Origin of the sequence: Streptomyces sp. NPDC051913, from assembly GCF_044593635.1 — a bacterium.
Classification (GTDB): domain Bacteria; phylum Actinomycetota; class Actinomycetes; order Streptomycetales; family Streptomycetaceae; genus Streptomyces.
In genome coordinates this window covers 587,338-608,453 of sequence record NZ_JBIUCI010000005.1, presented here as the reverse complement: position 1 = coordinate 608,453, position 21,116 = coordinate 587,338, and the positions used below count along the sequence as shown (strand labels likewise).

The following is a 21,116-nucleotide window of genomic DNA, read 5'->3' as shown; positions in this document are numbered from 1 at the left end:
CGTCGGGCAGGCGCAGACGGCGGAGGCTTCGCGTTCCTCCGGTCCGACCTCGGCGGTGCACGCGCGGCGCTGGGTATGGTCCTGGTGCCGGTCGGCGAGGTCGTTGCGCATGTGCGCGAGGTCCGACCACAGGACGCCGAGCCGGTGCTCGGCTAGGTATTGCAGCCGGTTCGCGGTGTGCGGATCTGCCGGTTGGCCGAGGTCTTGATAGAAGGCGGAGGTGGCCGCGAGCACCTCGCCGAGGGCGATGAGCACACCGTCGTGGGAGGCCGTCAGTTCGGTCAGGACGTCGGCGACCTCGTCGCTGCTGGTGGCGTCGCGGATCCGCTCGGCCAGGTGCGCGACGGAGGAGCCGAGCGGAAGGTAGTGCGGCTCGCGCCTGTCGGTGTCGAAGGCGTCTTCGGTGTCGACGCCGTACTTCACGGCACGCAGACGAGCGACGGCGCGGGTGGCGAGACGTTTCTCCTCAGTTTCGTCGAGGCCGACGGGCAGGCGGTGATAGGTCTCGTGGAGGCGGACGACGGGGACGAAGCCGCTGCGCTCAAGGATGCTGTGGGCTTCGGGATCCCCGCCGCGGGTGAGGACTTCCCCGGAGTGCACATCGCGCCTCAAGGTCAGGAAGCGATCGGCAAGGGCCAAGAAGGGTTCTTTCAGTCGGGTCAGCGGGAGAGCCGGGCGCCGGACGGGCCAGGTGCGACGAACTGAGTGGATGCACGGGGTGTTGGCCCGGCAAGGGGCGCTTGAGCGGGGGCTGGCAGGGCTGCCGCCAGAGACTCGAGACTCTCTTGGATGCCGTACAGGCGGCGGGCCACGATCTCCAGTTGGTGTGCGATGTCGGGGCCGTACGCATCCGGCAGGTCATCGAGGCGGTGGGCCGCGTGCTCGATGAGGCCACGAACCGTGGACAGCGGCCCGGTGCGTTCGGCGGCGAGCTGCCGCAGCAGTACACCGAATTGGGAAGCGGCATCGGCGGTGCCGGCTTCCAGTCGGCGCCCCGTGAACCGGACTTGCTGGACGGGCTGCTGCGAATCCGGTCCGGTACGGGGCGAGATGAGGCCCAGCTCTGCCTCGATGCGTCGGCTCTCCGCCGCCAGGAGCGCGAACAACCGGTGCGGCTGTGCGGTCCACGTGCCGTCGGCCCGGATGAGGTTGGCGATCAGATCGAGGCGGCCGGGCTGCGCCTGCACGGCGATCCAGCGGCAGCCGTGGTCGTCGCCAGGGTGTTGGATGTCGGCGGCGCGGGCGATCCGGTGGGCGATCTCAGTCCACTCGGGGCGGGTCAGATCCCGGTCGTCCGGGTGCAGGCGCACGTCCGCGTGCCAGATGGCTCGGCGGTCGCCGTGCCGACTGACTGGGACGGGGTGGCGCCAGTTGGGGTCGTCCAAGTGCTCGGCGAACTCGGCGGTCGTCCAGCTCTGCCCTTCGTCGAGGGGGGTGTGTACGTCGAGGTTGTTCCAGTGGGCGACCACCGTGTGGTGGGTCAGGCCCTCGCGGTCGCTGACCGGGCGGCCGAGGGCTTCGGCGAGCGCCTCGTCGGCGCTGAGGTCGCACGGTCCAATACGGATGATCATGGGGTGGGATCCGGGCGGTTGGGGATGAGGAGGGCCAGGTCGTGCGCCGTGGTGATCAGGGCGCGTTCACGTACCAGGTCGGCGTGGACTGCCAGTTCACCGGGCGGCAGTAGCTCCAGGGCGTGGTCGATGGCGGTGAGGGCCTCGGGGTACTGGCCCAGACTCCGCCGGGCCGAGGCCATGCGGAACAACGCGATCGGATCGTTCAGCCCGCCCTCGGGGAGCAGCCCCACCAGGGCGAGCAGCATGGGTGCTCGGCCGGGGAGGAAGGTGCCCAGCCACACGCCGTGCAGCAGGACGTGCAGGGTCTTGGGGTGGCCGGGTGCGGCCACGAGGACCCGGTGCAGGACGGCGAGGCCGTCGGAGCGGGACTGCCCCAACCGTGCGAAGCCGTACAGGGCTTCGCTGTACGGGTCCTCGTTCAGCACGCTCACCGGCACCTTGTTCATGAGTGACTCGATGTCGCGGCAGCGGAAGTCGTAGCGCAGGGTGCTGAGGTAGAGGTGCCGGTACGTCCGCCAGATCACCGGGTCCGGGCTGGCGTCGGTGACGTGCTCGGGGGTGAGCACGATCAGCGCGCTGTTGTCGGCGGCGCGGGCCTGCCAGGCGACGTCGGCGCACACTTCGGCCGACTCCTGCCAGGTCGCGTCTATCTCGCGCAGGGACTCGGCGAGCAGTGTCGGCCACTCGCTCCCGGTGATCGCCTCGATGGCTGCTGAAGCCGCACCCGTCAGGGCTGCGGCGCGCTGCGAGCCGAGTGCCTGGATCACTGGCCGCCCCTGGCGTCGGCGACGTGCACCACCTGGTTGAGGCGGTTGACCGAGTACCAGCCGCAGTCGACGTCCTCGTCGGCGTCGGCCAGGCGCGGGATGAGGTAAGTGCGCAGCGCCTGCTGGTAGATGAGGCAGTCCGGGCAGCGGCTGGAGAGGTGGACCAGGTAACGCGGGTGCGCGGTGATGTACGTGCGCTCGCCGCCGGCTGGGTCGTACAGGCGCCAGCCGTCCTCGTCGGTCGGGGTGTGCCACGAGGGGGTGACGACTTTGTAGGCGTCGCCCCACAGTTGCCTGCCGGAGGTGCCCTTGAGGATGACGACCTGGTCACCGGGCCGGAAGTGGGCGTGGGTGATGTCCCGGTCGGGGGTGACGATGTCACCGGGGGCATGCGGATGGCGGGATGCGGGCACAGCGGGGTTCCTTCCACGAGGTACGCGGGGAGGCGGTGGGAGGAACAAGGATCCGGACGATCCCCGGTTTCGGTAACCGGGGATCGTCGGGTATACGGCCCCGCGTCCTATCGGAACGGGTTCTCCGTCCCGATGTCGTCCGAGGCGGCGGCGTCGAGGAGTTCGGGCAGGTCAGAGCCCTCAGCGTCACGCTGGTCGATCCACCAGCCAGCGCGGGCGATGGTGCGTATCTTGTCTTCCAGGACGGCCCAGTCGGCCTCGTCCCAGGTGCCTTCGCTCACCAGGGCGCTGTAGGCGGCGGTGACGAGCTGGTGGCGGGAGCGCTCGCCCCAGGCGAGGGCCTTCTCGGGGCCTTCGAGCGGTGGCATGTCGAACTGCTCGGCCCACTGGCGGGCGGCCTGCTGCTCCTCGGCGCGTTTGGCGGCGAGCCAGGCTTCCTTGGATTCCGTGTCGGAGTCGCGGGCGGCCTTCCAGCAGTCGGTGCAGTCGCGGCCTTCGAGCCAGCGGGCGTATCCGGCGCGCCGGTCGGCCGGTCGGTTGGACAGGTTGTGCGTCACTTCGTGTCCACAGCTGTGGACGATTTTCCAGGTCGTACGTATTGCCACGTGGTTGTTTCTGCTTTCTGTCTTCTGCGTCGTCTCAGCGTGTCCTGCGGATGGCGTCTGTGGCCGCCGTGGCGATGGCGGCGGGAGCGCTGGAGGGCTGGGGCACGTGCAGCAGGGTGGTCCCCGGCAAGTGGTGGGACTTCGGGGTGAGGGTGAGTTGGAGTACGGCGCAGCCGGCGGTCGTGAGCTGTTTGATGCGGGTGACGGCTTGAGCGGTTTCGTCGCTGCCGTAGTGGGCGTCGGTGACGATCACGAGGAGGCGGCCGGCGCCGGGGCGGCTGAGTTCGAGGCCGTGGTTGAGTGCGTCGATGGCGTCGCCGAGGTTGTGGTGGCCGCCGTTGGCAGCGAACGTCGTCACGCGCTCTGGTGCTCGGTGGGTGGGTCGGGTCAGTGCGGTCAGGTGCTGGTCATAGGCGATGGTGGCGGTACGGGAGTCGGGGTCGGTCAGGGCTGCTGCGCGTGCCACGATCCAGGCAGCGGAGGCGACGGGCGCGCAGGCGGCACGCATGGAGCCGGAGACATCGACGGCGATACCCACACGCAGCGGTGGGGTGGGGGTGTTCCGGCGGCGGGTGTGGGTGAACGGTTCCGCGGTGGGGACCGACCCGGCCGCGCGCTGAGCGTCGCGGGCCAGGGCTGCGCGCATGTTGAGGCGGCCGGGCGGGGTGGGGCTGGTGGTCCGCTCCTCGGTCCGCTCGCGGTAGGCGGCGGCACGCAGTGCGCGGCTCAGGCGCGCGGCGGCACTCTGCTCGGCGGCGGTGGGCCTGCGGGTGCCGGTGACCGGGTTGCCGTAGGGCGCCGGTGAGCCGTCGGGGGTGACGGTGGTGCCACTGGCGTTGAAGACCGACTTGGCGGTGGCGGCGGCTTTGCGTCGCTGGCCGGCCCGCTGGGCGCGGTCCTGAGCCTGCGCCTTGGACTGCGCGGCCATGGCGTTGGTCGCTGCGGCCTGTGCCGCGAGGTCGGCGGCGTCGGTGGCTGCCGTGCTGTCCATGACGACCCCCACGGCGCCGGACAGCAGATCGGTGAGGTTGGCCGGCACGGGCAGGGCGGGAGCCGCGGCGTCCAGAGCGTCGCACCATTCTTGACCGTGCGCGAGCATGGTCGTGGCGTCGTGGTCGGTGCACCGGTGGGCTGCGGTCCAGATGCGGGTGAGGGCGGCCAGCAGGTCTGCGCCCAGCACCTTTTCGCACAGATCGGCGACGGCCCGGGTCTCGCCGGCGTCCAGGATGCCGACGTCACGGCGGCCCAGGATCAGGGCCGCCACGCTGGCGGCCTGCTCGATGCCCTGGAGGGTGGGGTGGGCGATGTCGGGCATGACCAGGGTTCGCGCACTGGTGCGCAGGTACGTGCGGTCCGTGGGCCGCGTGATCAGGTGTGCGCCTTCGACACGGCTCTCCTCCAGCAGGAGCGCGGCCTCGACGACACGGGGGTTCGCTCCGGCTGGCGCCGTCCAGAGGGAGTGGGCCGCGTGCGCGGCCTCGTGGACGAACACGCCCCAGGCGGCGGGATACCGCTCCTCGTCGCCCACGATCCGCGGATGGATCTCGTGGGGCTTCAGCGGGGCGAACAGGCCGGCGTCGAACTCGACCTCGCCCAGCGTGGGGAAGAACGCGGCCGGTGCGCCGCTGCGCGTGCCGGGGCGGCAGGTGACGAGGAGGTCCTGGCGGCCGGAGAGCGCGACCAGCCGGTCGCCGAGTTCGGCTCCCACGCGCAGCCACGCGGCCGGGGAGGAACGGGGTTGCGCGGGCGGGGCGCCGTCGTCGTCCCATCGCGCGAGGTCGGCGTCGTCGTCCGGCGTGGTGGCGGGGGACTGGACGTGGTGGTGGGCGCTCATCGCGAGCGGCCCCGGTGCGCGGAGCCGGTGCTGCCCGGGGGCTGCCGGAGGGCCGAGGCGGAAAGCTGCTTGCCGAGGGTGAGGGGAGCGACCTCCTTGACGCCGACAGCCTTGATGACGGCGGCGGCGACGGCGTCGCGATCCTCCACAGGAGCGATGCCGACGAGGTTCGCGAGCGCGGCTTTGGTGCCGAGGACGGCCTCGGTCTTCTGGTAGCTGAGCAGCTCCCGCAGTTGGGGGGCCCAGCCCAGCTCGCCGAGTTCGACTTGGCGGGCGAGGTGTCGGGCGACCCGGACCACCCGGGCATCGATCCTCAAGGCCAGGGCGAGGTCATAGTCCGTGCCGATCTGGATCTGCACGCTGAACCGGCTTGAGAGCGCCTCCGTCAACACCGCCCCGTGGACACCGGGATTGTGGCCCGCCACCACGTAGAAGCCGGTCTCGGCCTTGATGGTCTCGCCCTTGTGGGCCTTGACCTGGATCTGCCTGCGCCCGTCCATCGCGGGATACAGCGCCGCCAGGACCTTCGGTGAGATCAAGGTGGCATCGTCGATCAGCAGGGCGCGGCCCTCGGCCATCGCGGTGACCAGCGGACCGTACTGGAAGACGTAGGCTCCCGCGTCGTCCTGTGTGTACTCGCCGATCAAGTCGCCGACCGTGGTGTCGCCGTCACCGGCGACGGTGAGCAGGTCCGGGAACGCCGCCTCGACCAGACTCGTCTTGCCGGTGCCCGGAGGGCCGTAGAGCAGCACCGGCACGTCGGCGTCGCGCAGGCGATTCAACGCCTCGACGTCGGGCAGATCGGCCAGCTCCCGGGGGTGGTAGAGCTGGCCCCCCGCGCGGCGGATCGGGCCGGTCTGCCTGGGCGTGGCTGCTGCGGGAATGGTCGTGCGGGCCGTGGCCGCCTGGGCGCGGGGAGAGTGGGTGCCCGGTGGGCTGATCACAGCCCTCTGCGCGGCTGCGGCGGTTTTCGCGTTCGCGCGGAACTCCGGTTGTCCCATTCCGCCTTGGTCGGCCTCGCCGCGTCGCACCAGGGTGAGGGCGGCGTTGCGGACGGCGCCGTGGGAGTGGCCCAGCTGCCTGGCCATGTCCCCGATGGTGAGCGTGTCCGCCGGCCGGTCGGCCAGCAGTCGGGCCACCTTGGCCCGTAGCTCGCCGCCCTTGGTGCGCGCTGGACTGGTAGGCGTTGCGGGTGTGGTCAAACGAGGGTCCTTCAACAGGTGCGGGTGCGGGCGGGGTTGGCGATGCGCTGGAGGGGCTGGCCGCTCGCGGAGCGGATCACGGACTGTGCCGGCATCGGCGACCGGGCCGACCGGGGCGTACCGTCGGCGCTCACCGGCCGGCCGAGGGCTCGGCCCAGGTGCACCCGATGGCCGGCGACGAGCAGCTCGCTGGCTGCCGGGCAGGCCCGTGCGTCCGCTCCGTACCGGGTTCCGTCGCTCGGCAGGCGCAGCCTGGCGTCTCTTCGAAGCCGGCCTGGAGCAGGATCCGCCGGGCGGCGGCGTTGTAGCCGGTGGTGGTGATCTCGCCGGTGATGGTGTGCCGGATCGGCATGAACGGCTCTGCTGGTGTTTCGGGCAAGGCGGGTCTCCTATCGATGGCGGCGGAGGAAGTCAGGGCGGAGGGCCTTCGTGTCGAATCGGCGGTCAGCGCCGTTGCCGCCGCGGGGTGCCGGCGGGTGCGGACTGTGCGGTCATGGCGGTCTTCGTGCGGCGTGGCGCCGATGGCGCGGACGCGGCGGGCGGGACGGCGCGCAGATCGGGATCGAGGTCGACGCTGTAGCGGGCGGCGGCGAGCATCTCCGCGGCCCAGGTGGCGTGTTCGTTCTCCCAGGTGCGGCCCAGGTCGAACGGCAGCCGGATCCAGACGCCGCGCAAGGTGGGGTGGGTGTCGAATCCGGCGCGCTTGAGGACGCTCGCGGCGAAGCCGTCGACCGGGCCCTCGACGTCGACTTCGCCGCCCTGGCCGCGGGTGATGCGGATCGGCTCGTCGCTCATCGGCTCCGTCCCTTCCCGGCTGCTTGGGCACGCCCGCCCACCGGTACGGCGCCGGGCTGGGGCAGAAACTCGGGGAGCGCGGTGGTCGGGGCGCCGCGTTGCTGCGGGGAGCGGGTGGCGGCTGCCTGCGCGATGCGGTTGCGGCGCTCCATCAGCCCGTTGCGCACGGTCGGCCGAGGCGGGGAGGCGCTGCGGCCGGGGTCGAGGCTGTAGTCGGCGTGGACTTCGTAGCCGTGGCGTCGAAGGTCGTGAACGGCCTGGCGGGTGCGGCGGATCCCGTCCTGCTCGGGGTTGGTGAGCCGGTACAGGCCCGGGGCGTCGGGTACGGGCTCGAACTGCTCGCGCACGAGGAACCAGTTGGCGAGGTGTGCGGGGATGTTGGCTGTAGCGGCGGCCACGAATCCGTAGTCGGGGTGGGCGCCGAACCGGAAGTGGTCGGACAGAGAGGATTCCTTTCTGGAGCGGTCAGCGGTGCGCTGCCGCGGCGCGGGGCGCAGGCGGCGGAACGGTGCGGGCGGTGAGCAGCCGTGGGCTGGGCGCGGACAGAGTCGCCGGCCCGCCCGGTACGGCCGCGCGGACCTGGCGCTCGAACGCCTCGCTCTCGGCGAGCCAGGTCTCGATGGCCGGCAGGACGGCGAGGCCCATCCGCCCGCGGACCTGGCTCCACTCATGGGCCGGCAGCGTCCGGGGTACCGAGTACAACTCGTGCCGCAGGCCGTTCCACTCGTCCCACGCGTCCTGACTGTGGGCGAGTGCCTCGCGCAGCCGGGGCAGCGCTGCAGCATCGTCGGGCCAGGCGGTGGCGACGGGACGGCAGCGCGAGAGGAGAAGCGGCGCGTGTTCGAGCACGTGACGGAACTCCAGCCAGGCGTGGTCGGCGAAGTCCCGTTCCATTCCGGTGATCAGGCGGGAGTCGCCGAGCGGCACTGCGTCGCTGTACCGCCCGGAGTCCTTGATTGCCTTCAGGGTCTGGTGCTCCCCCCGGATACGTTCCAGCGCCGACAGGACGGTGTTCAGGTCCCGGTGGTGCAGGGCGCGACGGTAGGCGGGCAGGAACGTATGGGTCACGGCGTGCGCGGCGAGGCCCGGGTCGGCGGGCAGCACCATGGTGCGCGGCGTGGCCGGATCGTCACGGACGTCTTCCTTCTCGTGGTCGGTGAGCGCGCCGAGGAGGTAGCCGCTGCGGTGGCCGGGCCGCTCGACCAGGAGCAGTTCGGTACCGGTGCCGTTCTTCAGTACGGACGCGAACGGGATGCGGTGGTCTTCGAGGGCCTAGTGGATCTCGCCGGCTTCCCAGAGCCCGTACCAGAGATCGTCCTGCCACAGCGGGTGGGCGTAGATCTCCACCTCGGCATTCCAGGTGCCGGGCAGCCGGGCGGCGATCTCGATGCCGACGTCGCCGAGGTAGGGCCGAGAGCTGGTGACGAGGGTGGCGCCGTGTTCGTGGGCGCGGTGCACCAGGGCGCTGGCGGTGTGCCGGGCGGCCTGCGCGTCGGCGAGGGAGGCGGCGTACGCGCCGTTGGACAGGCGGCTGAATCCGGCAGCTTCGAGGGTCTGGTTGGCCCGCTCGTAGTTCTCGCCGGAGGCGATGGCGACGAGGCCGAGCGTCCGGCTGGTACTGAGGGTGATCTCGGTGGAGGGGGTGGGCATCAAGGTCCTGATGGGTCGAGACCGCAGGCGACGTCGTCCAGGCGGACGGGGCTCAGCGGGTCTTCGGGGCGCGCTTGGGCTCGGGGCTGCGCGCCAGGCCGGCGGGTGATGGCCGCGCCGCGGGAGGCCGAGGCGACGTGACGTGCGTGATGGTCACCAGGGGCACGACGGCCTTGGGGAACGGGAACGCCGTGGAGCGCAGGATGGGCCGGGGATCGAGGGTCTTGGCGACGACGGCATGCATGAGGAAGTCGGGCGCCTGCTGCGTGAACGAGATGTCCCACAGATGACCGAGGTCATCCGGGGAGGCGGCCACATGCCAGGCGATGGAGGCGTCGCCGTGGATCGGCGGCGCCGATGAGTCCGGCGGCCGGCCGATCACGGCTGCCTGCCCGTCGCGGGAGATGAACCCGGAGAGTCCGGAAGCCTCGAAGTGGTTCCAGGCGTCGATGTCGACCATCAGCTCGAACCGGCCGGGCTCGGCGCCGATGCCGTAGACGACGTGATCCGGGTCGGCTTCCAGTTCGGCGGCCAGAGTGCCGAGGAGCGTGGAGACGAACTCGACCGGCACGGCGCCGCTGACGCTCGTGCGCCATCGCTCGGACGCGTCCTCCTCGCTACGGGCCGAGACCACCAGGTGGGGGCCTCGGCCCACGGCCGTCTGGTCGTGGCGGATGGTGACGCGCCGACAGGGACTGGTCACGGTCAGGGCCGAGTTGTCCGTCTGCGCACTCCACCCTGCCTCCTCGGCGAAGACGTCCAGGAACTCGTGGTGTGTGGTGGGCAGGCTGGCGGCCAGGTAGCGGGGAGAGATGAGGACCTTCTGCGGGGCGTGGTCCTGAGCGGGGGTGTCGGGCATAGGTGCCTTTGGTGGGTAGGAGTGGGGCGGGACGAGGGCCGTCTCAACTACGCGGCGGCGGAGGCAGCTTCGCGTAGCGGCGAGGACGCGGCGCGCAGGCTGACACCAAACCGGTGGGCGAAGGCCCGCGCCCTCGCCTCCAGTTGGTCGTAGGAGTCCTGCGCAGTCATCTGCCCGGCGTGCTTGCGGTACCGGTAGACCGGGACGGGCAGCACGATGCCCGGGGCGAGGCAGGTGACCGCGAGGGTGCAGTAGTCCTCGCCCTGGACGAGCCCGCCCATGGGGGCCGCGCGCACCAGTTCGGTGCGGGCCAGGAGGGTGGTCGGGCCGAGCGGGATGGTGTCGGCCGGGTCCTTCCAGTACCGCCACACGTCCCCGGCCTCGTGCCGGCCCGGCGGCGTCGGGGGCCGCCACAGGGTCGTGGTCCCGTCGGGGTGGAGGTCCTGGCTGTATCCGGCGCACCAGCCCACCCCGGTCGCCTCCATGGTGCGCAGCCGCAGCGCCATGGCCCAGTCGGTGAACTCATCATCATCGTCGGCCCAGTTGAGGTACTCGGTCCGGACTTCGGAGAGTGCGAAGTTGCGGGCGCAGGCCGCGCCGACCGGGCGCGGCAGGGCAAGGATGCGCACGCGCGGGTCGGCGGCGAGAGCGGCAGGCAGCCGGGCAGGGTCGGCGCCGTCGAGGGCGACGACGGCCTCCCACGGCACGCTCTGGCGGCACAGGCTGGCGTGCATGGCCGCAAGGAATGCCAGGCGATCGGTGCGGAGCTGGGTGGCGATGACCACGGTGATCTTTGGGCGGGAGTGCGGGGACAGCGGGTTCTCCGGGCGGGGTGGCGGTCGGGGACGGTGCGGGAGGCCGTGCTAGCGGCGGGCGGTCTTTCGGGGCGTCGGCGCCGGCGCGGACGCGGTCGTGGACAGGCGCAGGGCGGTGCGCGGCGCAACGATCGGAGCCGGCGTGTCCGGGTGCCACGCGCTCGGATTCGTCGTGACTCGGCTGCGCGGGTCGGTGTCCCACGCGACGACGGGACCGCGGTCGTACGCCTGCAGGGCGATCACCTCGATGCCGTGCGGGTGCAGGACGTACGCCCACTCCAGTTCGTCGGTGCCGTCCTGCGTGATCAGCTCACGCTCGGCCGGACTGCCGTCCGCATTGATCACGTCGGTGATCTGACGGCTCGGGTACTCGTCGCGGCCGGTCAGGGAGCGGCGCAGGGCGGCGGGAGCGCCGTCGAGGAGGTCGGTGCCCAGCTCGTCCCAGCCGTGTTCCACGTCGTCGATCAAGTGGCGGGCCATGGCCTCCAGGTCGCCGGCGAACCGGTGGCTGTAGGCGGCCAGGAGCAGCGGGAGCTTGTTGTCGGGGTAACCGTCGAAGTGGACGTACATGCCGGCGTAGCCGTCGGCGGTGGGGCGGGCGATGACAGAGCGGGTGGACAGAGGATCTTCCTGTCGTGGACGGGGTCAGCGGGCGGATCGGCGCGCGGGCGCAGTCGGTGCGACAGGAGCCGCCGGTACGGCCCGCGGGGGCTGCGCGGATGCCGACCGGTTCGTGCGCCGATAGACGCTGGCCAGGTGGTCCTCGCTCAAGTAGGCGAGCCGGTCACCGAGTGCTGACAGCTCCTCGGCGTGCTGGCGGTAGCGCGCGGCGATGCCTGGTTCCTGGTTGTGCTCGCACCATTCGGCCGCGGTCTCCAGGAACGTGTGCAGCTCGCCGAGGCCACTGCGTCCGTCGCCGAGGACGGCCTGCGCAACGGTGTTCAACTCGGCTGCTGTGCGTACCCGGTAGAGCTGATGGGTCCAGTCGATGATGCTCTGACCAGCCTCTTCGTCTGGGAGCGAGGTGCTGAACTCCCGTGCGTCGTGGGCGGCCCAGCGATGCAGGTCGTCGGCGGTAGGGCGGTCGTCCCGATGGGCGGTGATCTGCTGGGTGGTGCGGCCGACGTTGTCGTACAGCTCGAAGTCGGGGTGTGGCAGGGACAAGGGACTCCTCCGCCCGGCTACGCGCGGTCCGTCGAGGCGGAGCCGACGGGCGGGCCGGAGGCGTCGGTGCGGGCGCACGTGTAGCCGATCAGGCGGGACGGGGCGGCCTTCGCGGGCACGATGGCGGCATCGGCGCAGACGAACGTGTACGTCACCGACGTGCGCGGGATGCCGTGGAGCCAGGCGTTGTCGTCCTTGCCCGGGTTGATCTGCAGCCCGGAGTGCGCGACGGCGTCGGTCTGCGTGTGGGTGTGGGCGAACAGCACCAGTGCACCGCCGTCGCTGGTCTTCAGCGCGTAGGCGTCCTTGAACCGGTTGGTGCCCCCGGCGAAGACGGTGGTGCCCAGCTTCCCGAACTTGCGGGTCGTTTCGTCGTGGACCTTGATCTGCTGCTGGCTGGCCTTGGTCGGGGCGAAGACCCTGGTGCCGGTGTTCGTCCCGCCGGTTGCGAAGTTGTCGATCACCGCGGTGCGCAGCACGTCGGCGTCGGCCGCGAGCTGCTTGTTGCCGGTGGCGGCGACCGCGGTGGCGTAGCCGTCCTTGTCGAGGGCGAAGTCTGGCAGCGTCGTGCTGTCGAGGTCGACGACGGAGACCAGCTCCCACCGCTTGTCCTTCGGCTGCTCGGCGAAGACGGCGATGCGGCTCGGCTGCTTGCCCTTCTCGCCCGAGAGGGCGGCGGCGAACCAGCGGTCCTGGCCGGCGGCGAAGCGCGGGATGTACAGCTTGGCGGTGGAGGTGTCGTACAACCAGGGCTTGTACGGCTTGCGGTCGGCCTTGGGCAGGCCCTCGGTCTCGGTGTAGTCGGAGACGGACATCGCGTAGAGCGGGCCGTCCTCGACGGTGTCGAGCAGGGTCCGGTCGCGGTGTGCGTTGGCCTCGTTGTTGATCGTCGAGTAGTTGGTGATGACGGCGCGGGCCTGCGCGTCACTGAGCGCGGGCGCCGGCTTCGGCGCGGCGGGTGTGGTGGCGTTCTTCTTCGTGGACGGGGCGTCGTCGCTGCTGCAGGCGGTGGCGGCGACGGTGAGCAGCGCGGCAGAGACGAGCAGGGGAAGGGTGCGGCGGGCGGTGCGGATGGGTGTGCTCCAGGGTGTTGGTTGGGGTAGGGATCAGCGGCTGCGGGAGGTAGCGGGGCTGGCCGGGGTGGCAGGGATGGCGCTGGTCGTGCTGGGGCTGCGGTTCGGTGTCGGCGCAGCGGCGAGCCGGTCGGCCTGCTGATGGAGTCGGCCGCCGGCTTTGTTCAGCTGATCGCGGGTGCTGTCGATCCGCGCGTGCAGCAGGGCCCGGGTGGACTCGATCTCCGTAGTGCGCTGCGTCGAGCGGGGCGCGGCGGCGAGCTGGTGGAGGGCGCCGGCGTGGGCGACGGCGTCGCCGAGGTCGGCTATGGCGTGCCCCAGGGCGCCGACTGCGAGCGTGAGTTGGGCGACCGTGCGGCGAGTGATGTCGGTTTCGGGGGCGCGTCCGCGTCGTACGGTGCGCGCGGCGAAGGCTGCTGCGGTGGTGACGTGGGTGATCAGCCCGGTCATGTCGCGGACGCGGTCGTCGAGTTCATCGAGGTTGTCGACGCCGGAGTGCACCGAGTCGGTGAGCGGCAGTTCGTCGGCCGCGTTGTGGATGCGCTCGGCCAGCGAGTGCAGCTGACTGACCTGGTCGTAGGGGAAGGGCAGGTGGGCTCCTGGGAGTGTGCGGCGGGTGACGGCGCGGTCAGCGGGTTCGGGTGCCTGGACGTCCGGGTATCGGTACGGCAGGAGCAGGTGTCCCTGCGGGCGGAGACATCTGTGCTCTCGCGGTAGACGCCCCACGCGGTGGTGCGCGGCGGTTGGGGGCTTCGCGCGGGGGTGGGGTTCTCGGCGCTGCGTTGGGAGCGCCGATAGTGTGCGTGCCGCCGAGGAGGGAGGGGGTGCCGTCGAGTTCGTCGAGCCACTTGAGGAGCTTGGGCAGGTTCTTGTCGGGCCCGTAGGCGAGGTAGGTGCCGTCGGCGCTGTCGCAGCCGAACCACTCGGCGATCTTCAGACGGGAGCGGGAGTTGACGCGGCCCATGTGCACGCCCTTGCCGCGGACCTTCGCCTCGCGGGCCAGCCGTTCGGCGACCGGGCCGAGTTTCCATTCGGTCGATCCGGCCAGGAACAGGACGTCGAAGCTGTCCCAGGGCAGCAGCCCGGGTTGATCACAGCCGTCTTGCGCCGCGAAGGCCGCGGGGACGCCCAGCTCACGAATGCGGGCCAGCCACGGCAGCGACTCGGTGAGGGTGCCGGCGGCGTCGAACGGCTGGTCCGGGGCGAGAGCCCACAGGCAGCGATCCGGCCCGTACCTCTCGACGGTCCGGGACAGCCAGGCGAACCACGCCTCGGCGCCGGGCCAGTAGCGGCCTTTGCCGTCACTGCCGAACTTGGAATTGTCGCAGGCGTACAGGGCGCCCTCGGGGATGCGGCTGCCTTGCGCCGGGGTGGTCATACAGCCGATGCGTCCCGCGCTCATGGCCGCCCGTATGTCAGGCCCCGAGGGAGTGCCGAGGTAGCGCACGGTGCACCTCCCCGGCGCCGCCGCAGACCGTCCGGGCGACGGCGCGGTCAGCGGTGATGACTGCGGACTGCCGTGGGTAGCTCGGGCGGCAGCACGGCGGGCGTGGCCGGTGCGGCGTGGCGCAGGTTCACGCCGATTCCCCGCTGTGCGAGATGGCGGGCCACCGCCTGGACCCGCAGGGCACGGCCGTCCTCGCCGTATGCGGTGGGCAGCAGGAAGGCTGCCTGGTGCGGGTGGTACTGGAAGCCGTGGGCGTACAGCGCCATCCGCGCCTCTTCCGGCACGCTCGCGTACGGCGCCCCCAGCACCCCGTCGTCATACCAGGTCAGCGTGACCACCTGTGCGACCTGCGGCGGAGCCTGCCGGTGTGGGGGCTCCGGCTGCTCGGCGGCGTTGCGGCGTACCGCCTGGAGAGCCTGCTCGTAGCGAGGTAGGACCCTGCGGACGATGAGGGCTGCGGCACGCGCGGGATCATCGGGGATGACGATGCCGTGCGGCTCGTCGACGCCGTCGAAGTGATGCGCCTGGACGGCGTCGTCGTCTGGCTCGAGCGGGGCGACGACGAACTGGTGCGAGGAGCGCGGCCGGTCGGAGAGGTAGAGGTGCTGCTGATCCGGACCGTGCAGGACGGCCTCGTGCCCGAGTACGAATTCGGTGGCGACGTAGCCGACGTGGCCGCCGTCCCAGTGCTGTTCGGACACGGTGAACTGGTCGGAGTAGGCGAGGTGATGGTGGTATTCGCTGGTCCAGACGCCGGGCAGGCGGTCGGCCAGGGCGGTGGCGAAGGTGTCCAGGTCGGTGCGTGCTGAGGGCATGGGCTTTCTACGGAGTGGTGAGGTGGTCCTATCGGCCGCGCGCCACGCGGGCGGGCGGCGCGCTCGTGGGCGCCGGAGCGGGCACGGCTCGTGTCAGGGGTGCCCGCAGGGAAGGGGCCAGGGAGGCTGCCACTTCCCGGTACGCGCGGATGACTTCTCTGAGGTGGTCGACGGCATCGGCCCGGCGTGCGGCGAGAATGTCGATCTGTGTGCCGCTGTTCTGCAGGACGCCGAGGGAATTGATCGACGTATTCCCGGAGGCGGCGCGTGTCAGAGTGGAAGCCGCGCTCTGAGCGGCGCCGGCGAACTGCTCGTGCACGTGGTCCAGATGGCGCGCGGCCGTGTGGACCAGGTCGGCGAGGACCAGTTCGGGACCGTCATGGTGAAGGCGGCCGAGGTCTTGAGGCGAGGCGCCGAGGGTTTCGTGCACCATCCGGGTGCCGGGACCGGCGGAAGGTGGAAGGCTGGCTGGATTCTCGATGGGGATGTCCACGGGTTCGGGGGCGGTCGGCACGTCTCGACCGGATCAATGCATACGGGCATCCGTGTCGAACAGTGCCAATTCGTGTGCATGCAGAAGATGTTGAACGATGAATGATCTTCCGGCGACCTTCCACAGGCCCCGTCCGCGGTTGAGGTGGGAGATGGCGTCCGTTTCCACGGACGTGAGTCCCAGCAATGCTGCTGCGGCGTGGAGTTGGTCGGTTTCCTGCCGGTAGATGATGCGGGTGGAGCAGTCGGCGAGCAGGCCCTCGGCCAAGGCGCGTCCGCGGGATCCGGCGTCGCCGGCGGTGAGCAGATCGCTGAGCCGGTGGATGACCATGAGGTTGGCGATGCCCAGGCCGCGGCTGAGCTTCCACTGGGACTGCATTCTCGCGAGCAGGCCGGGGTGGCGCATCAGGCGCCATGCCTCGTCGTAGACGATCCAGCGCCGGCCGCCGTTCGGGTCGGACAGCGCGGATTCCATCCACGCGGAGGCGCAGGTCATGGCGAGAACGAGGGCGGTGTCGTCGCCGGATCCGCCCAGGCGGGACAGGTCGATGGTCAGCATGGGCGAGTTGGGGTCGAAGGCCACGGTGCTGGGGGCGTCGAACATGCCGGCGAGGTCGCCGTGGACCAGGCGGCGCATGGCGTGGGCCAGGTCGCGGGAAGCGTCGCCGAGGCGGCCGGACATGACGCCGCCGACCCGGTCGAGTTCGTCGGGGTTGTTGAGGGTGGCGGCGATGTCGCCGAGGAGCGGGGTGCGTCCGTTCGCGGCGGCGCGGGTGACGACGGCGTCCAGGGCGACGTCGAGTCCGGTGTGTTCCATCGGCAGCAGGTCCCGCCCGAGGACGGTGCGGGCCAGGGAGCCGAGCAGTAGCAGACGGCGCTTGCGGATCTCGCCTGCCCAGTCGGTCTCGGAGACGCTGTTGGGGCGCGGCGCTGCGTCCAGCGGGTTGAGTTTGCCGGGCAGGCCCGGTCCGAGGGCGATGGAGGTGCCGCTCAACGCCTGTGCCACGGGGGTCCATTCGCCTTTCGGGTCACACGGGACGTAGACCCGGTAGCCGAAGGCGATGGACCGCAGCGCGAAGCTCTTGGCGAGCGCCGACTTGCCCTGCCCGATGACCCCGGCCAGCAGGACGTTGGGGTTGGTGAAGCCTTCGATGCGGCCGTACAGCGCGAACGGGTCGAAGCAGAAGGACGCCTCAGCGTGGACGTCGCGGCCGATGTAGATGCCCTCGGCGCCCAATCCGCCCTCGGCGAGAAACGGGTACGCCCCACTGGCGGTGGCGGTGGTCATACGGTGGGCAGGCAGCTTGATCTTGTTGTTGCGCGAGGACGCGGGACCGGGGCGTCCGGCCGGTGGGAAGAGCGGCGTCGGCATCTCGTGCTCGGCTGCGCCGGAGCTGCTGGTGTGGGCGGCTGCTTCGGTGCGGGCCTTCGCGGCGGCCTCGGCGAGCTGTCGGCGGGCGGCCTTGCGCGAGGCGCGGTCGGTGCCGTGTGGGGTGAACAGGGGGCTGGCGCTGGCTCTGCGGGCGCGGCGCGCGGGCCGGTGACTCATGACGGGGCGGCTTTCACGGGGTGGCGGTCTGGACGCGGTGCGGGTTCAGACGACCGGTGAGGCGGTGAACAAAATCGGAGCCCGGTAGCTCGTGCCGTCGCCGGACCAGTCCAGCTGGATGTAGCCGTCGGCGAGGTAGTGGCCAGAGCCAGCCGTGTGCTTGAGGGTTCCGGTCGAGTAGGAGCCGTTGCCGTTGCTGCTGCTGTGTTCGAGCGCGTGCTCCAGTCCGGTGTAGGCGGCGGACTTCACGACCGGGTCGGTGCCGCTGACGCTCTTCTTGGTCTGGAGCTGGAACTTGGCCTTGTTGAAGGTCAGGGTGCTGCGGTTCTTGGCCGTGTACGGGCCGTCCCAGTAGACGGTGGCGGTGGTGTAGATGGCACCGCCGGATCGCATGGCGCACAGCGTGACGTCGAAGTCCCAGTTGTCGGAGTCGGGGCCGTTGTACGACGGATCGTCAACGGTGTAGCTGCTCGTCGTGCAGTGATAGCTGGCGGCGGAAGCCGGCGCGGCGGTGGCCAGGGCGGCGGTGCCGGCGAGCGTGGCGACGATGACGGCGGTGGAGGTGGAGCGCTTGAGCTTGCGCATGCAGGGCCTTTCGGCGGTGGGGGTCACTGGGCGCAGGTAGTGATGCGACTGGGCGCCGGGGTATTGAGGTCGGCCGGGGTGGTCTTGCGCCGTACGACGTGGCCGGCGGCGAGATGGCGCTGGCAGATGGTCAGGACGGGCGGCCCCTCGGGGAGGCGCTCGGGGTGGCATTCGGAGCCGGACTCGTCGGCAACGGGGAGAAGGTGGAAGGCGTCGTGGACGGCGGCGGTGGCCTGCCACAGCCGGGTGTGAGCGGTGGCGAGCTGTCGGCCGGCGGCGGGATGCGCGGGCCGGGTGGTGTCGGCGAGCTGGTCGAGCAACTGGTGCAGGGCGGTGAGGTGGGCGTGCAGTACGTCGAGATGTGCACGGTCCGCGGGAGCGGCGGGCCTCTCGGCGCGGGGGGCGAGGGTGCGCGCGTGGTGGCGGATGCCGGCGCTGGCGGCTCGCAGGTACGGGTACGCGTCACCGACGGGGATGGCAGAAGTCAAAGGGGAAGGGTTCCTAATCCTGCCGCGGCGACAGGACGTTGTCGGTCGGCCGGGTGCGGGGGGTTACAGGGCGGTGCGGGCGAGCGGGAGGGCGCCGAGCGTGAATGCGTCGGGCTGCTGGAAGTTCAGGCGCCGCAGGTCGACCTGGGCGGTGACGGCGGCGGTCTCGATCTGCGCGCAGGCGGCGTCGAGGAGGGCGTCCGTCTCGGCGGACACGGTGAGCAGTCCGGTCAGGGCGACGTCGGCGTGCCCGGCGATCAGCTGCCGCTCGCGGGTCTTGACGTCCGCGTACTCGACGCTGTCGGCCTCGGAGTCGACCTGCCCGCGCCGCGAGCGCTCGTTGGCGTCGGCGATGATCGCGGCCTTCTTGCGCTGCACGTCGCGCAGCGCGGACTCGAGCCCCTGGGGCACGTATATAAGGGAGAGGGTGCGGCGGACCCCGGCGGTGAACATGAGCCCGTGCAGGAAGCCGGCGCTTGTTTCGGTGCGGGGCCAGTCCTCGACCCAGTAGGTGGCGTGCCGTGCGGAGTCGGTGGCGAGCCGGTCGTACTCCTCGACTTGGACCACCGGGCCGGCGGCGGCTGGGTCGGCCTCGGCGCGCCCGGACTCCGACCACTGCTGGAGTGCGGAGAGGGCCTTGGGATCGTAGGCGGTGCGGATGACGGCGGCGATCTCGCGCGCCGAGAGCCAGCCGGTCACCATCAGTCCGGCGCTGCGCGCGGCCTGCGCGATGGAGGACGTGGTCTGCTCCATGACGGTGAAGGCTCCAGGCAGCCCGCCACCGGCCTGGCTGATCAGGCGCTTGGCGGCCTTCAGGTCGAGGCTGATGGCCAGGTATGCCTCGTGCGGGGCGGCGGCCGGTCCGGCGGAGGCGACCAGTTCGCTGTAGACCTGCCCGGCTACCGGCGTCTCGGGGTGGCCCTGCTGGCTCCAGTGCCGGGCGAGGGTGTCGCCGCTGTCAGGGACGGTGCGCTCCAGGACCTGCACGGTGGCGACGTGTCCGGTCCGGGCGATGCCGGCCAGGGCCCGGCCCCACCCGGCGACGTTGTGGTTCTGGGTCGCGGGATCCAGCAGGGCGAAGGCTCGGCTGGACACGCGGGCAACGGCGGTCAGGGTCTGCTGGTGCGGGTCGTGGACGGCGGCGGCGCCGTTAGCGGAGTCGCCGGGGGTGACCACCCGCAGCGAGGCGGCGGTGCCGGGCAGGTGCAGGACGCCGTCCCGGCGGGGGCGGGTGACGGGCCGGGCGAGCCACAGGGTCTGTCCGGTGCGGCGCCGTCGCGCGAAGCGCAGGACGATCGGCGCCCAGTCGATCAGCGAGCGGCCGTGCCGGCGGATGGCGACCAGGGCGGCGACCACGGCCCACAGCGGCGTTAGGGCGATGGCGCCGAGCAGCCCGGTGGACACCACCGTGCCCAGCAGGAGTGCCAACGCGCAGGACACCAAGACGAGTTGCGGCAGAGACAGGCCGAGCAGGATGCCGCGCCGGGAGCGGTGGGGGAATTTGACGGTGAGCGGTTGGACGGTGAGATCAGACAAGGGCCGTTCCGGGTGTGCGCGGGGCGGTGGCCGGGGCGGCACGCGGCGAAGGTGTGCGCGGCGCGTGCCGCCCCGGAGTCGGGCAGGAGCTACAGGCCGGTGGGCGGGGGCGGCGGTGCACCGGTCCCACTGGTGTCAGCCGAGTTCGGTGCCGGCGGGGCGCCCTGCGGCGGGGGTGTGGAGGCGCCGGCGCCGGGCTGCGACATGAAGCCGCTGCCGCCGCTGGGTGCGGATGCGGAACCGCCGCCGCCTCCGGGCGCGCCGCCTACCTGGCCGCTGGTGTCGTCGCTGGGTCTGGTCGGGGGCGGCTGGACGGCCTTCTCCAGACCGGACTTGATCCCGTCGCCGCCGGAACCCGGGGAGCTTTGGCTCTCCTGGCCGCTGCCTCCGGTGGGGTTGGCGGCGATGTCGCCGGGGAATCCACCGCCTCTTGTAGCGTCGGGGCCCTGCGCGGCGATGCCTGCTCCGGCTGCCGCGCCGCCCGTTCCGGCGGTGGCGGCCAGGGCGACTGCCTTGCGGGTCGCCTTCTCGGCGTGCTGACGGGCCAGTTGGGCGCCGGCGCCACCGGCTCGGTGAATCGATTCTCCGTCCGACCCTTCGGCCGCCCAGTGGACGAATTTGAAGGTGGCGTACGGGCAGAGCAGCACCAGCACCATGATCACGATGCCTGATAGGACGTCCGCAAGCGCGCCGAGGCCGTCCTTGGCCTCGGTCTTGCCCATGGCGGCGATGCCGAGAACGAAGATCACGGTCATCAGGAGCTTGGACGCGACGAGGGTGGCGGTGGCTTCGATCCAGCCGCGCCGCCAGCGGCGGGCGACTTCCCAGCCTCCGCCGGCCCCGGCGAAGATTGCCAAGGTCACCATGACGAGGATGCCGACCTTGCGAGCCAGCATCACGCACCAGTAGAGGAACGCGCCGACGGCGGCTCCGAGGGCGGCGACGACGGCGACGAGCCAGCCGAGTCCGGCGAGTCCGGGAATCTGGTTGACCTTGACCATGCGGCGGACGGCCGAGGCGATGTCCGTGTGCGCGGCCGTGAATAGGCCGGCGGACAGAGCGTCGACTACTTCGATCGCGACGGTGGTCAGGGAGACGGCGGCGAACGCGAAGATCACGCCGCTGGCGGTGCCGGTGAATGCCTGGGTGAGGGCTTGCCCGTCGCGTTTGACGGCGGCCCGGACGAGCTGTGCGCAGAACGTCCCGACCAGGATGACCAGGCCGATCGGCAGCAGCATCTCGTAGTTGTCGCGGAACCAGCCGGCGTTGAGGTCGACCTTGGTGGTGGCGTCGACCGCCTTGGCGGCCAGGTCGGCTGCGGCGGCGGCGAGTTCGCCGGCGCTCTTTGCCATCCAGTCGCCGATCGCCTTGCCGGGATCGGAGGCGAAGTCGACGGCCTCGCCGACGGCGCAGAGTTTGTCCGCTACGGGGAAGTCGCAGAAACCCAAGGGAA

At 71.4% G+C, this 21,116-nt stretch carries 26 protein-coding genes; 1 reads left to right on the top strand and 25 read right to left on the bottom strand.

Annotation, left to right across the window (positions count from 1 at the left end; all coding sequences use genetic code 11):
- Window positions 1–192 precede the first annotated feature (192 nt).
- Window positions 193–705 carry a hypothetical protein gene (locus ACIHIX_RS18900; RefSeq protein WP_399957038.1) on the top strand — a complete coding sequence of 171 codons (513 nt, stop codon included), beginning with the start codon at window positions 193–195 and terminating at the stop codon, window positions 703–705.
- On the opposite strand, the gene ACIHIX_RS18895 is transcribed toward ACIHIX_RS18900, so the two are convergent.
- The 25 genes from ACIHIX_RS18895 to ACIHIX_RS18775 form a co-directional block, all read right to left on the bottom strand.
- Window positions 660–1,571 carry a hypothetical protein gene (locus ACIHIX_RS18895; protein ID WP_399957035.1) on the bottom strand — a complete coding sequence of 304 codons (912 nt, stop codon included), beginning with the start codon at window positions 1,569–1,571 and terminating at the stop codon, window positions 660–662. The genes ACIHIX_RS18900 and ACIHIX_RS18895 overlap by 46 nt on opposite strands.
- Window positions 1,568–2,341 (bottom strand): hypothetical protein, encoded by a 774-nt coding sequence (locus ACIHIX_RS18890; RefSeq protein WP_399957032.1) that lies wholly within the window; start codon window positions 2,339–2,341, stop codon window positions 1,568–1,570. The genes ACIHIX_RS18895 and ACIHIX_RS18890 overlap by 4 nt, the downstream gene beginning before the upstream one ends.
- Window positions 2,338–2,754: a hypothetical protein gene (locus ACIHIX_RS18885; RefSeq protein ID WP_399957029.1), complete on the bottom strand. Its 417-nt coding sequence runs from the start codon at window positions 2,752–2,754 to the stop codon at window positions 2,338–2,340. Before ACIHIX_RS18885 ends, ACIHIX_RS18890 begins: the two co-directional genes overlap by 4 nt.
- A 107-nt stretch (window positions 2,755–2,861) precedes the next feature.
- Complete coding sequence (locus ACIHIX_RS18880; protein WP_399957027.1) at window positions 2,862–3,311, bottom strand: hypothetical protein; 450 nt, start codon at window positions 3,309–3,311, stop codon at window positions 2,862–2,864.
- Between the two features lie 82 nt (window positions 3,312–3,393).
- Entirely contained in the window at window positions 3,394–5,193 is a 1,800-nt protein-coding gene (locus ACIHIX_RS18875; RefSeq protein ID WP_399957025.1) for a hypothetical protein, read from the bottom strand.
- Window positions 5,190–6,332 carry an AAA family ATPase gene (locus ACIHIX_RS18870; protein WP_399957337.1) on the bottom strand — a complete coding sequence of 381 codons (1,143 nt, stop codon included), beginning with the start codon at window positions 6,330–6,332 and terminating at the stop codon, window positions 5,190–5,192. Before ACIHIX_RS18870 ends, ACIHIX_RS18875 begins: the two co-directional genes overlap by 4 nt.
- 193 nt (window positions 6,333–6,525) lie before the next feature.
- Window positions 6,526–6,747 (bottom strand): hypothetical protein, encoded by a 222-nt coding sequence (locus tag ACIHIX_RS18865; protein ID WP_399957334.1) that lies wholly within the window; start codon window positions 6,745–6,747, stop codon window positions 6,526–6,528.
- A 92-nt stretch (window positions 6,748–6,839) separates the two neighbouring features.
- On the bottom strand, window positions 6,840–7,190 hold the full coding sequence (locus ACIHIX_RS18860) for a hypothetical protein (RefSeq protein WP_399957022.1): 351 nt from the start codon (window positions 7,188–7,190) through the stop codon (window positions 6,840–6,842).
- The gene (locus ACIHIX_RS18855) at window positions 7,187–7,588 is read right to left on the bottom strand and encodes a hypothetical protein (RefSeq protein WP_399957021.1); all 402 of its coding nucleotides are present in this window, start codon (window positions 7,586–7,588) and stop codon (window positions 7,187–7,189) included. Before ACIHIX_RS18855 ends, ACIHIX_RS18860 begins: the two co-directional genes overlap by 4 nt.
- 67 nt (window positions 7,589–7,655) lie before the next feature.
- Complete coding sequence (locus ACIHIX_RS18850) at window positions 7,656–8,297, bottom strand: hypothetical protein (RefSeq protein ID WP_399957018.1); 642 nt, start codon at window positions 8,295–8,297, stop codon at window positions 7,656–7,658.
- Window positions 8,298–8,462: 165 nt separating this feature from the next.
- On the bottom strand, window positions 8,463–8,840 hold the full coding sequence (locus ACIHIX_RS18845; RefSeq protein WP_399957015.1) for a hypothetical protein: 378 nt from the start codon (window positions 8,838–8,840) through the stop codon (window positions 8,463–8,465).
- A gap of 52 nt (window positions 8,841–8,892) precedes the next feature.
- Window positions 8,893–9,699, bottom strand: coding sequence for a DUF317 domain-containing protein (locus ACIHIX_RS18840; RefSeq protein ID WP_399957012.1), 807 nt, complete (start codon window positions 9,697–9,699; stop codon window positions 8,893–8,895).
- Window positions 9,700–9,746: 47 nt separating this feature from the next.
- Window positions 9,747–10,484, bottom strand: a complete 738-nt coding sequence (locus ACIHIX_RS18835; protein ID WP_399957009.1) for a glycosyltransferase — start codon at window positions 10,482–10,484, stop codon at window positions 9,747–9,749.
- Between the two features lie 78 nt (window positions 10,485–10,562).
- Entirely contained in the window at window positions 10,563–11,084 is a 522-nt protein-coding gene (locus tag ACIHIX_RS18830) for a hypothetical protein (RefSeq protein ID WP_399957008.1), read from the bottom strand.
- A 75-nt stretch (window positions 11,085–11,159) separates the two neighbouring features.
- Complete coding sequence (locus ACIHIX_RS18825) at window positions 11,160–11,678, bottom strand: hypothetical protein (RefSeq protein ID WP_399957005.1); 519 nt, start codon at window positions 11,676–11,678, stop codon at window positions 11,160–11,162.
- 17 nt (window positions 11,679–11,695) lie between these two features.
- Window positions 11,696–12,493, bottom strand: a complete 798-nt coding sequence (locus ACIHIX_RS18820) for a hypothetical protein (RefSeq protein ID WP_399957002.1) — start codon at window positions 12,491–12,493, stop codon at window positions 11,696–11,698.
- Between the two features lie 291 nt (window positions 12,494–12,784).
- A complete protein-coding gene (locus ACIHIX_RS18815) occupies window positions 12,785–13,252 on the bottom strand; it encodes a hypothetical protein (RefSeq protein WP_399956999.1) in 468 nt (155 codons plus the stop codon).
- Between the two features lie 127 nt (window positions 13,253–13,379).
- The gene (locus ACIHIX_RS18810) at window positions 13,380–14,153 is read right to left on the bottom strand and encodes a hypothetical protein (RefSeq protein WP_399956996.1); all 774 of its coding nucleotides are present in this window, start codon (window positions 14,151–14,153) and stop codon (window positions 13,380–13,382) included.
- A 92-nt stretch (window positions 14,154–14,245) separates the two neighbouring features.
- Complete coding sequence (locus tag ACIHIX_RS18805; RefSeq protein ID WP_399956995.1) at window positions 14,246–15,013, bottom strand: hypothetical protein; 768 nt, start codon at window positions 15,011–15,013, stop codon at window positions 14,246–14,248.
- Window positions 15,014–15,041: 28 nt separating this feature from the next.
- Complete coding sequence (locus ACIHIX_RS18800) at window positions 15,042–15,446, bottom strand: hypothetical protein (protein WP_399956993.1); 405 nt, start codon at window positions 15,444–15,446, stop codon at window positions 15,042–15,044.
- 93 nt (window positions 15,447–15,539) lie between these two features.
- Window positions 15,540–17,054, bottom strand: a complete 1,515-nt coding sequence (locus tag ACIHIX_RS18795; RefSeq protein WP_399956991.1) for an ATP-binding protein — start codon at window positions 17,052–17,054, stop codon at window positions 15,540–15,542.
- A gap of 45 nt (window positions 17,055–17,099) precedes the next feature.
- Complete coding sequence (locus tag ACIHIX_RS18790) at window positions 17,100–17,639, bottom strand: hypothetical protein (protein WP_399956989.1); 540 nt, start codon at window positions 17,637–17,639, stop codon at window positions 17,100–17,102.
- Between the two features lie 23 nt (window positions 17,640–17,662).
- Entirely contained in the window at window positions 17,663–18,127 is a 465-nt protein-coding gene (locus ACIHIX_RS18785) for a DUF6238 family protein (RefSeq protein WP_399956987.1), read from the bottom strand.
- Between the two features lie 63 nt (window positions 18,128–18,190).
- Window positions 18,191–19,663: an SCO6880 family protein gene (locus ACIHIX_RS18780; RefSeq protein ID WP_399956984.1), complete on the bottom strand. Its 1,473-nt coding sequence runs from the start codon at window positions 19,661–19,663 to the stop codon at window positions 18,191–18,193.
- Between the two features lie 89 nt (window positions 19,664–19,752).
- Complete coding sequence (locus ACIHIX_RS18775; RefSeq protein WP_399956981.1) at window positions 19,753–21,111, bottom strand: ATP-binding protein; 1,359 nt, start codon at window positions 21,109–21,111, stop codon at window positions 19,753–19,755.
- Window positions 21,112–21,116: the final 5 nt, after the last annotated feature.

Excerpts from the sequence above, each read along its gene's own strand:
- ACIHIX_RS18895 (WP_399957035.1), bottom strand. The coding sequence starts at position 1,571 with ATGATCATCCGTATTGGACCGTGCGACCTCAGCGCCGACGAGGCGCTC.
- ACIHIX_RS18875 (WP_399957025.1), bottom strand. The coding sequence starts at position 5,193 with ATGAGCGCCCACCACCACGTCCAGTCCCCCGCCACCACGCCGGACGAC.
- ACIHIX_RS18865 (WP_399957334.1), bottom strand. The coding sequence starts at position 6,747 with ATGCCGATCCGGCACACCATCACCGGCGAGATCACCACCACCGGCTAC.
- ACIHIX_RS18860 (WP_399957022.1), bottom strand. The coding sequence starts at position 7,190 with ATGAGCGACGAGCCGATCCGCATCACCCGCGGCCAGGGCGGCGAAGTC.
- ACIHIX_RS18850 (WP_399957018.1), bottom strand. The coding sequence starts at position 8,297 with ATGGTGCTGCCCGCCGACCCGGGCCTCGCCGCGCACGCCGTGACCCAT.
- ACIHIX_RS18845 (WP_399957015.1), bottom strand. The coding sequence starts at position 8,840 with ATGCCCACCCCCTCCACCGAGATCACCCTCAGTACCAGCCGGACGCTC.
- ACIHIX_RS18840 (WP_399957012.1), bottom strand. The coding sequence starts at position 9,699 with ATGCCCGACACCCCCGCTCAGGACCACGCCCCGCAGAAGGTCCTCATC.
- ACIHIX_RS18830 (WP_399957008.1), bottom strand. The coding sequence starts at position 11,084 with ATGTACGTCCACTTCGACGGTTACCCCGACAACAAGCTCCCGCTGCTC.
- ACIHIX_RS18820 (WP_399957002.1), bottom strand. The coding sequence starts at position 12,493 with ATGTCCGTCTCCGACTACACCGAGACCGAGGGCCTGCCCAAGGCCGAC.
- ACIHIX_RS18810 (WP_399956996.1), bottom strand. The coding sequence starts at position 14,153 with ATGAGCGCGGGACGCATCGGCTGTATGACCACCCCGGCGCAAGGCAGC.
- ACIHIX_RS18805 (WP_399956995.1), bottom strand. The coding sequence starts at position 15,013 with ATGCCCTCAGCACGCACCGACCTGGACACCTTCGCCACCGCCCTGGCC.
- ACIHIX_RS18800 (WP_399956993.1), bottom strand. The coding sequence starts at position 15,446 with ATGGTGCACGAAACCCTCGGCGCCTCGCCTCAAGACCTCGGCCGCCTT.
- ACIHIX_RS18795 (WP_399956991.1), bottom strand. The coding sequence starts at position 17,054 with ATGAGTCACCGGCCCGCGCGCCGCGCCCGCAGAGCCAGCGCCAGCCCC.
- ACIHIX_RS18790 (WP_399956989.1), bottom strand. The coding sequence starts at position 17,639 with ATGCGCAAGCTCAAGCGCTCCACCTCCACCGCCGTCATCGTCGCCACG.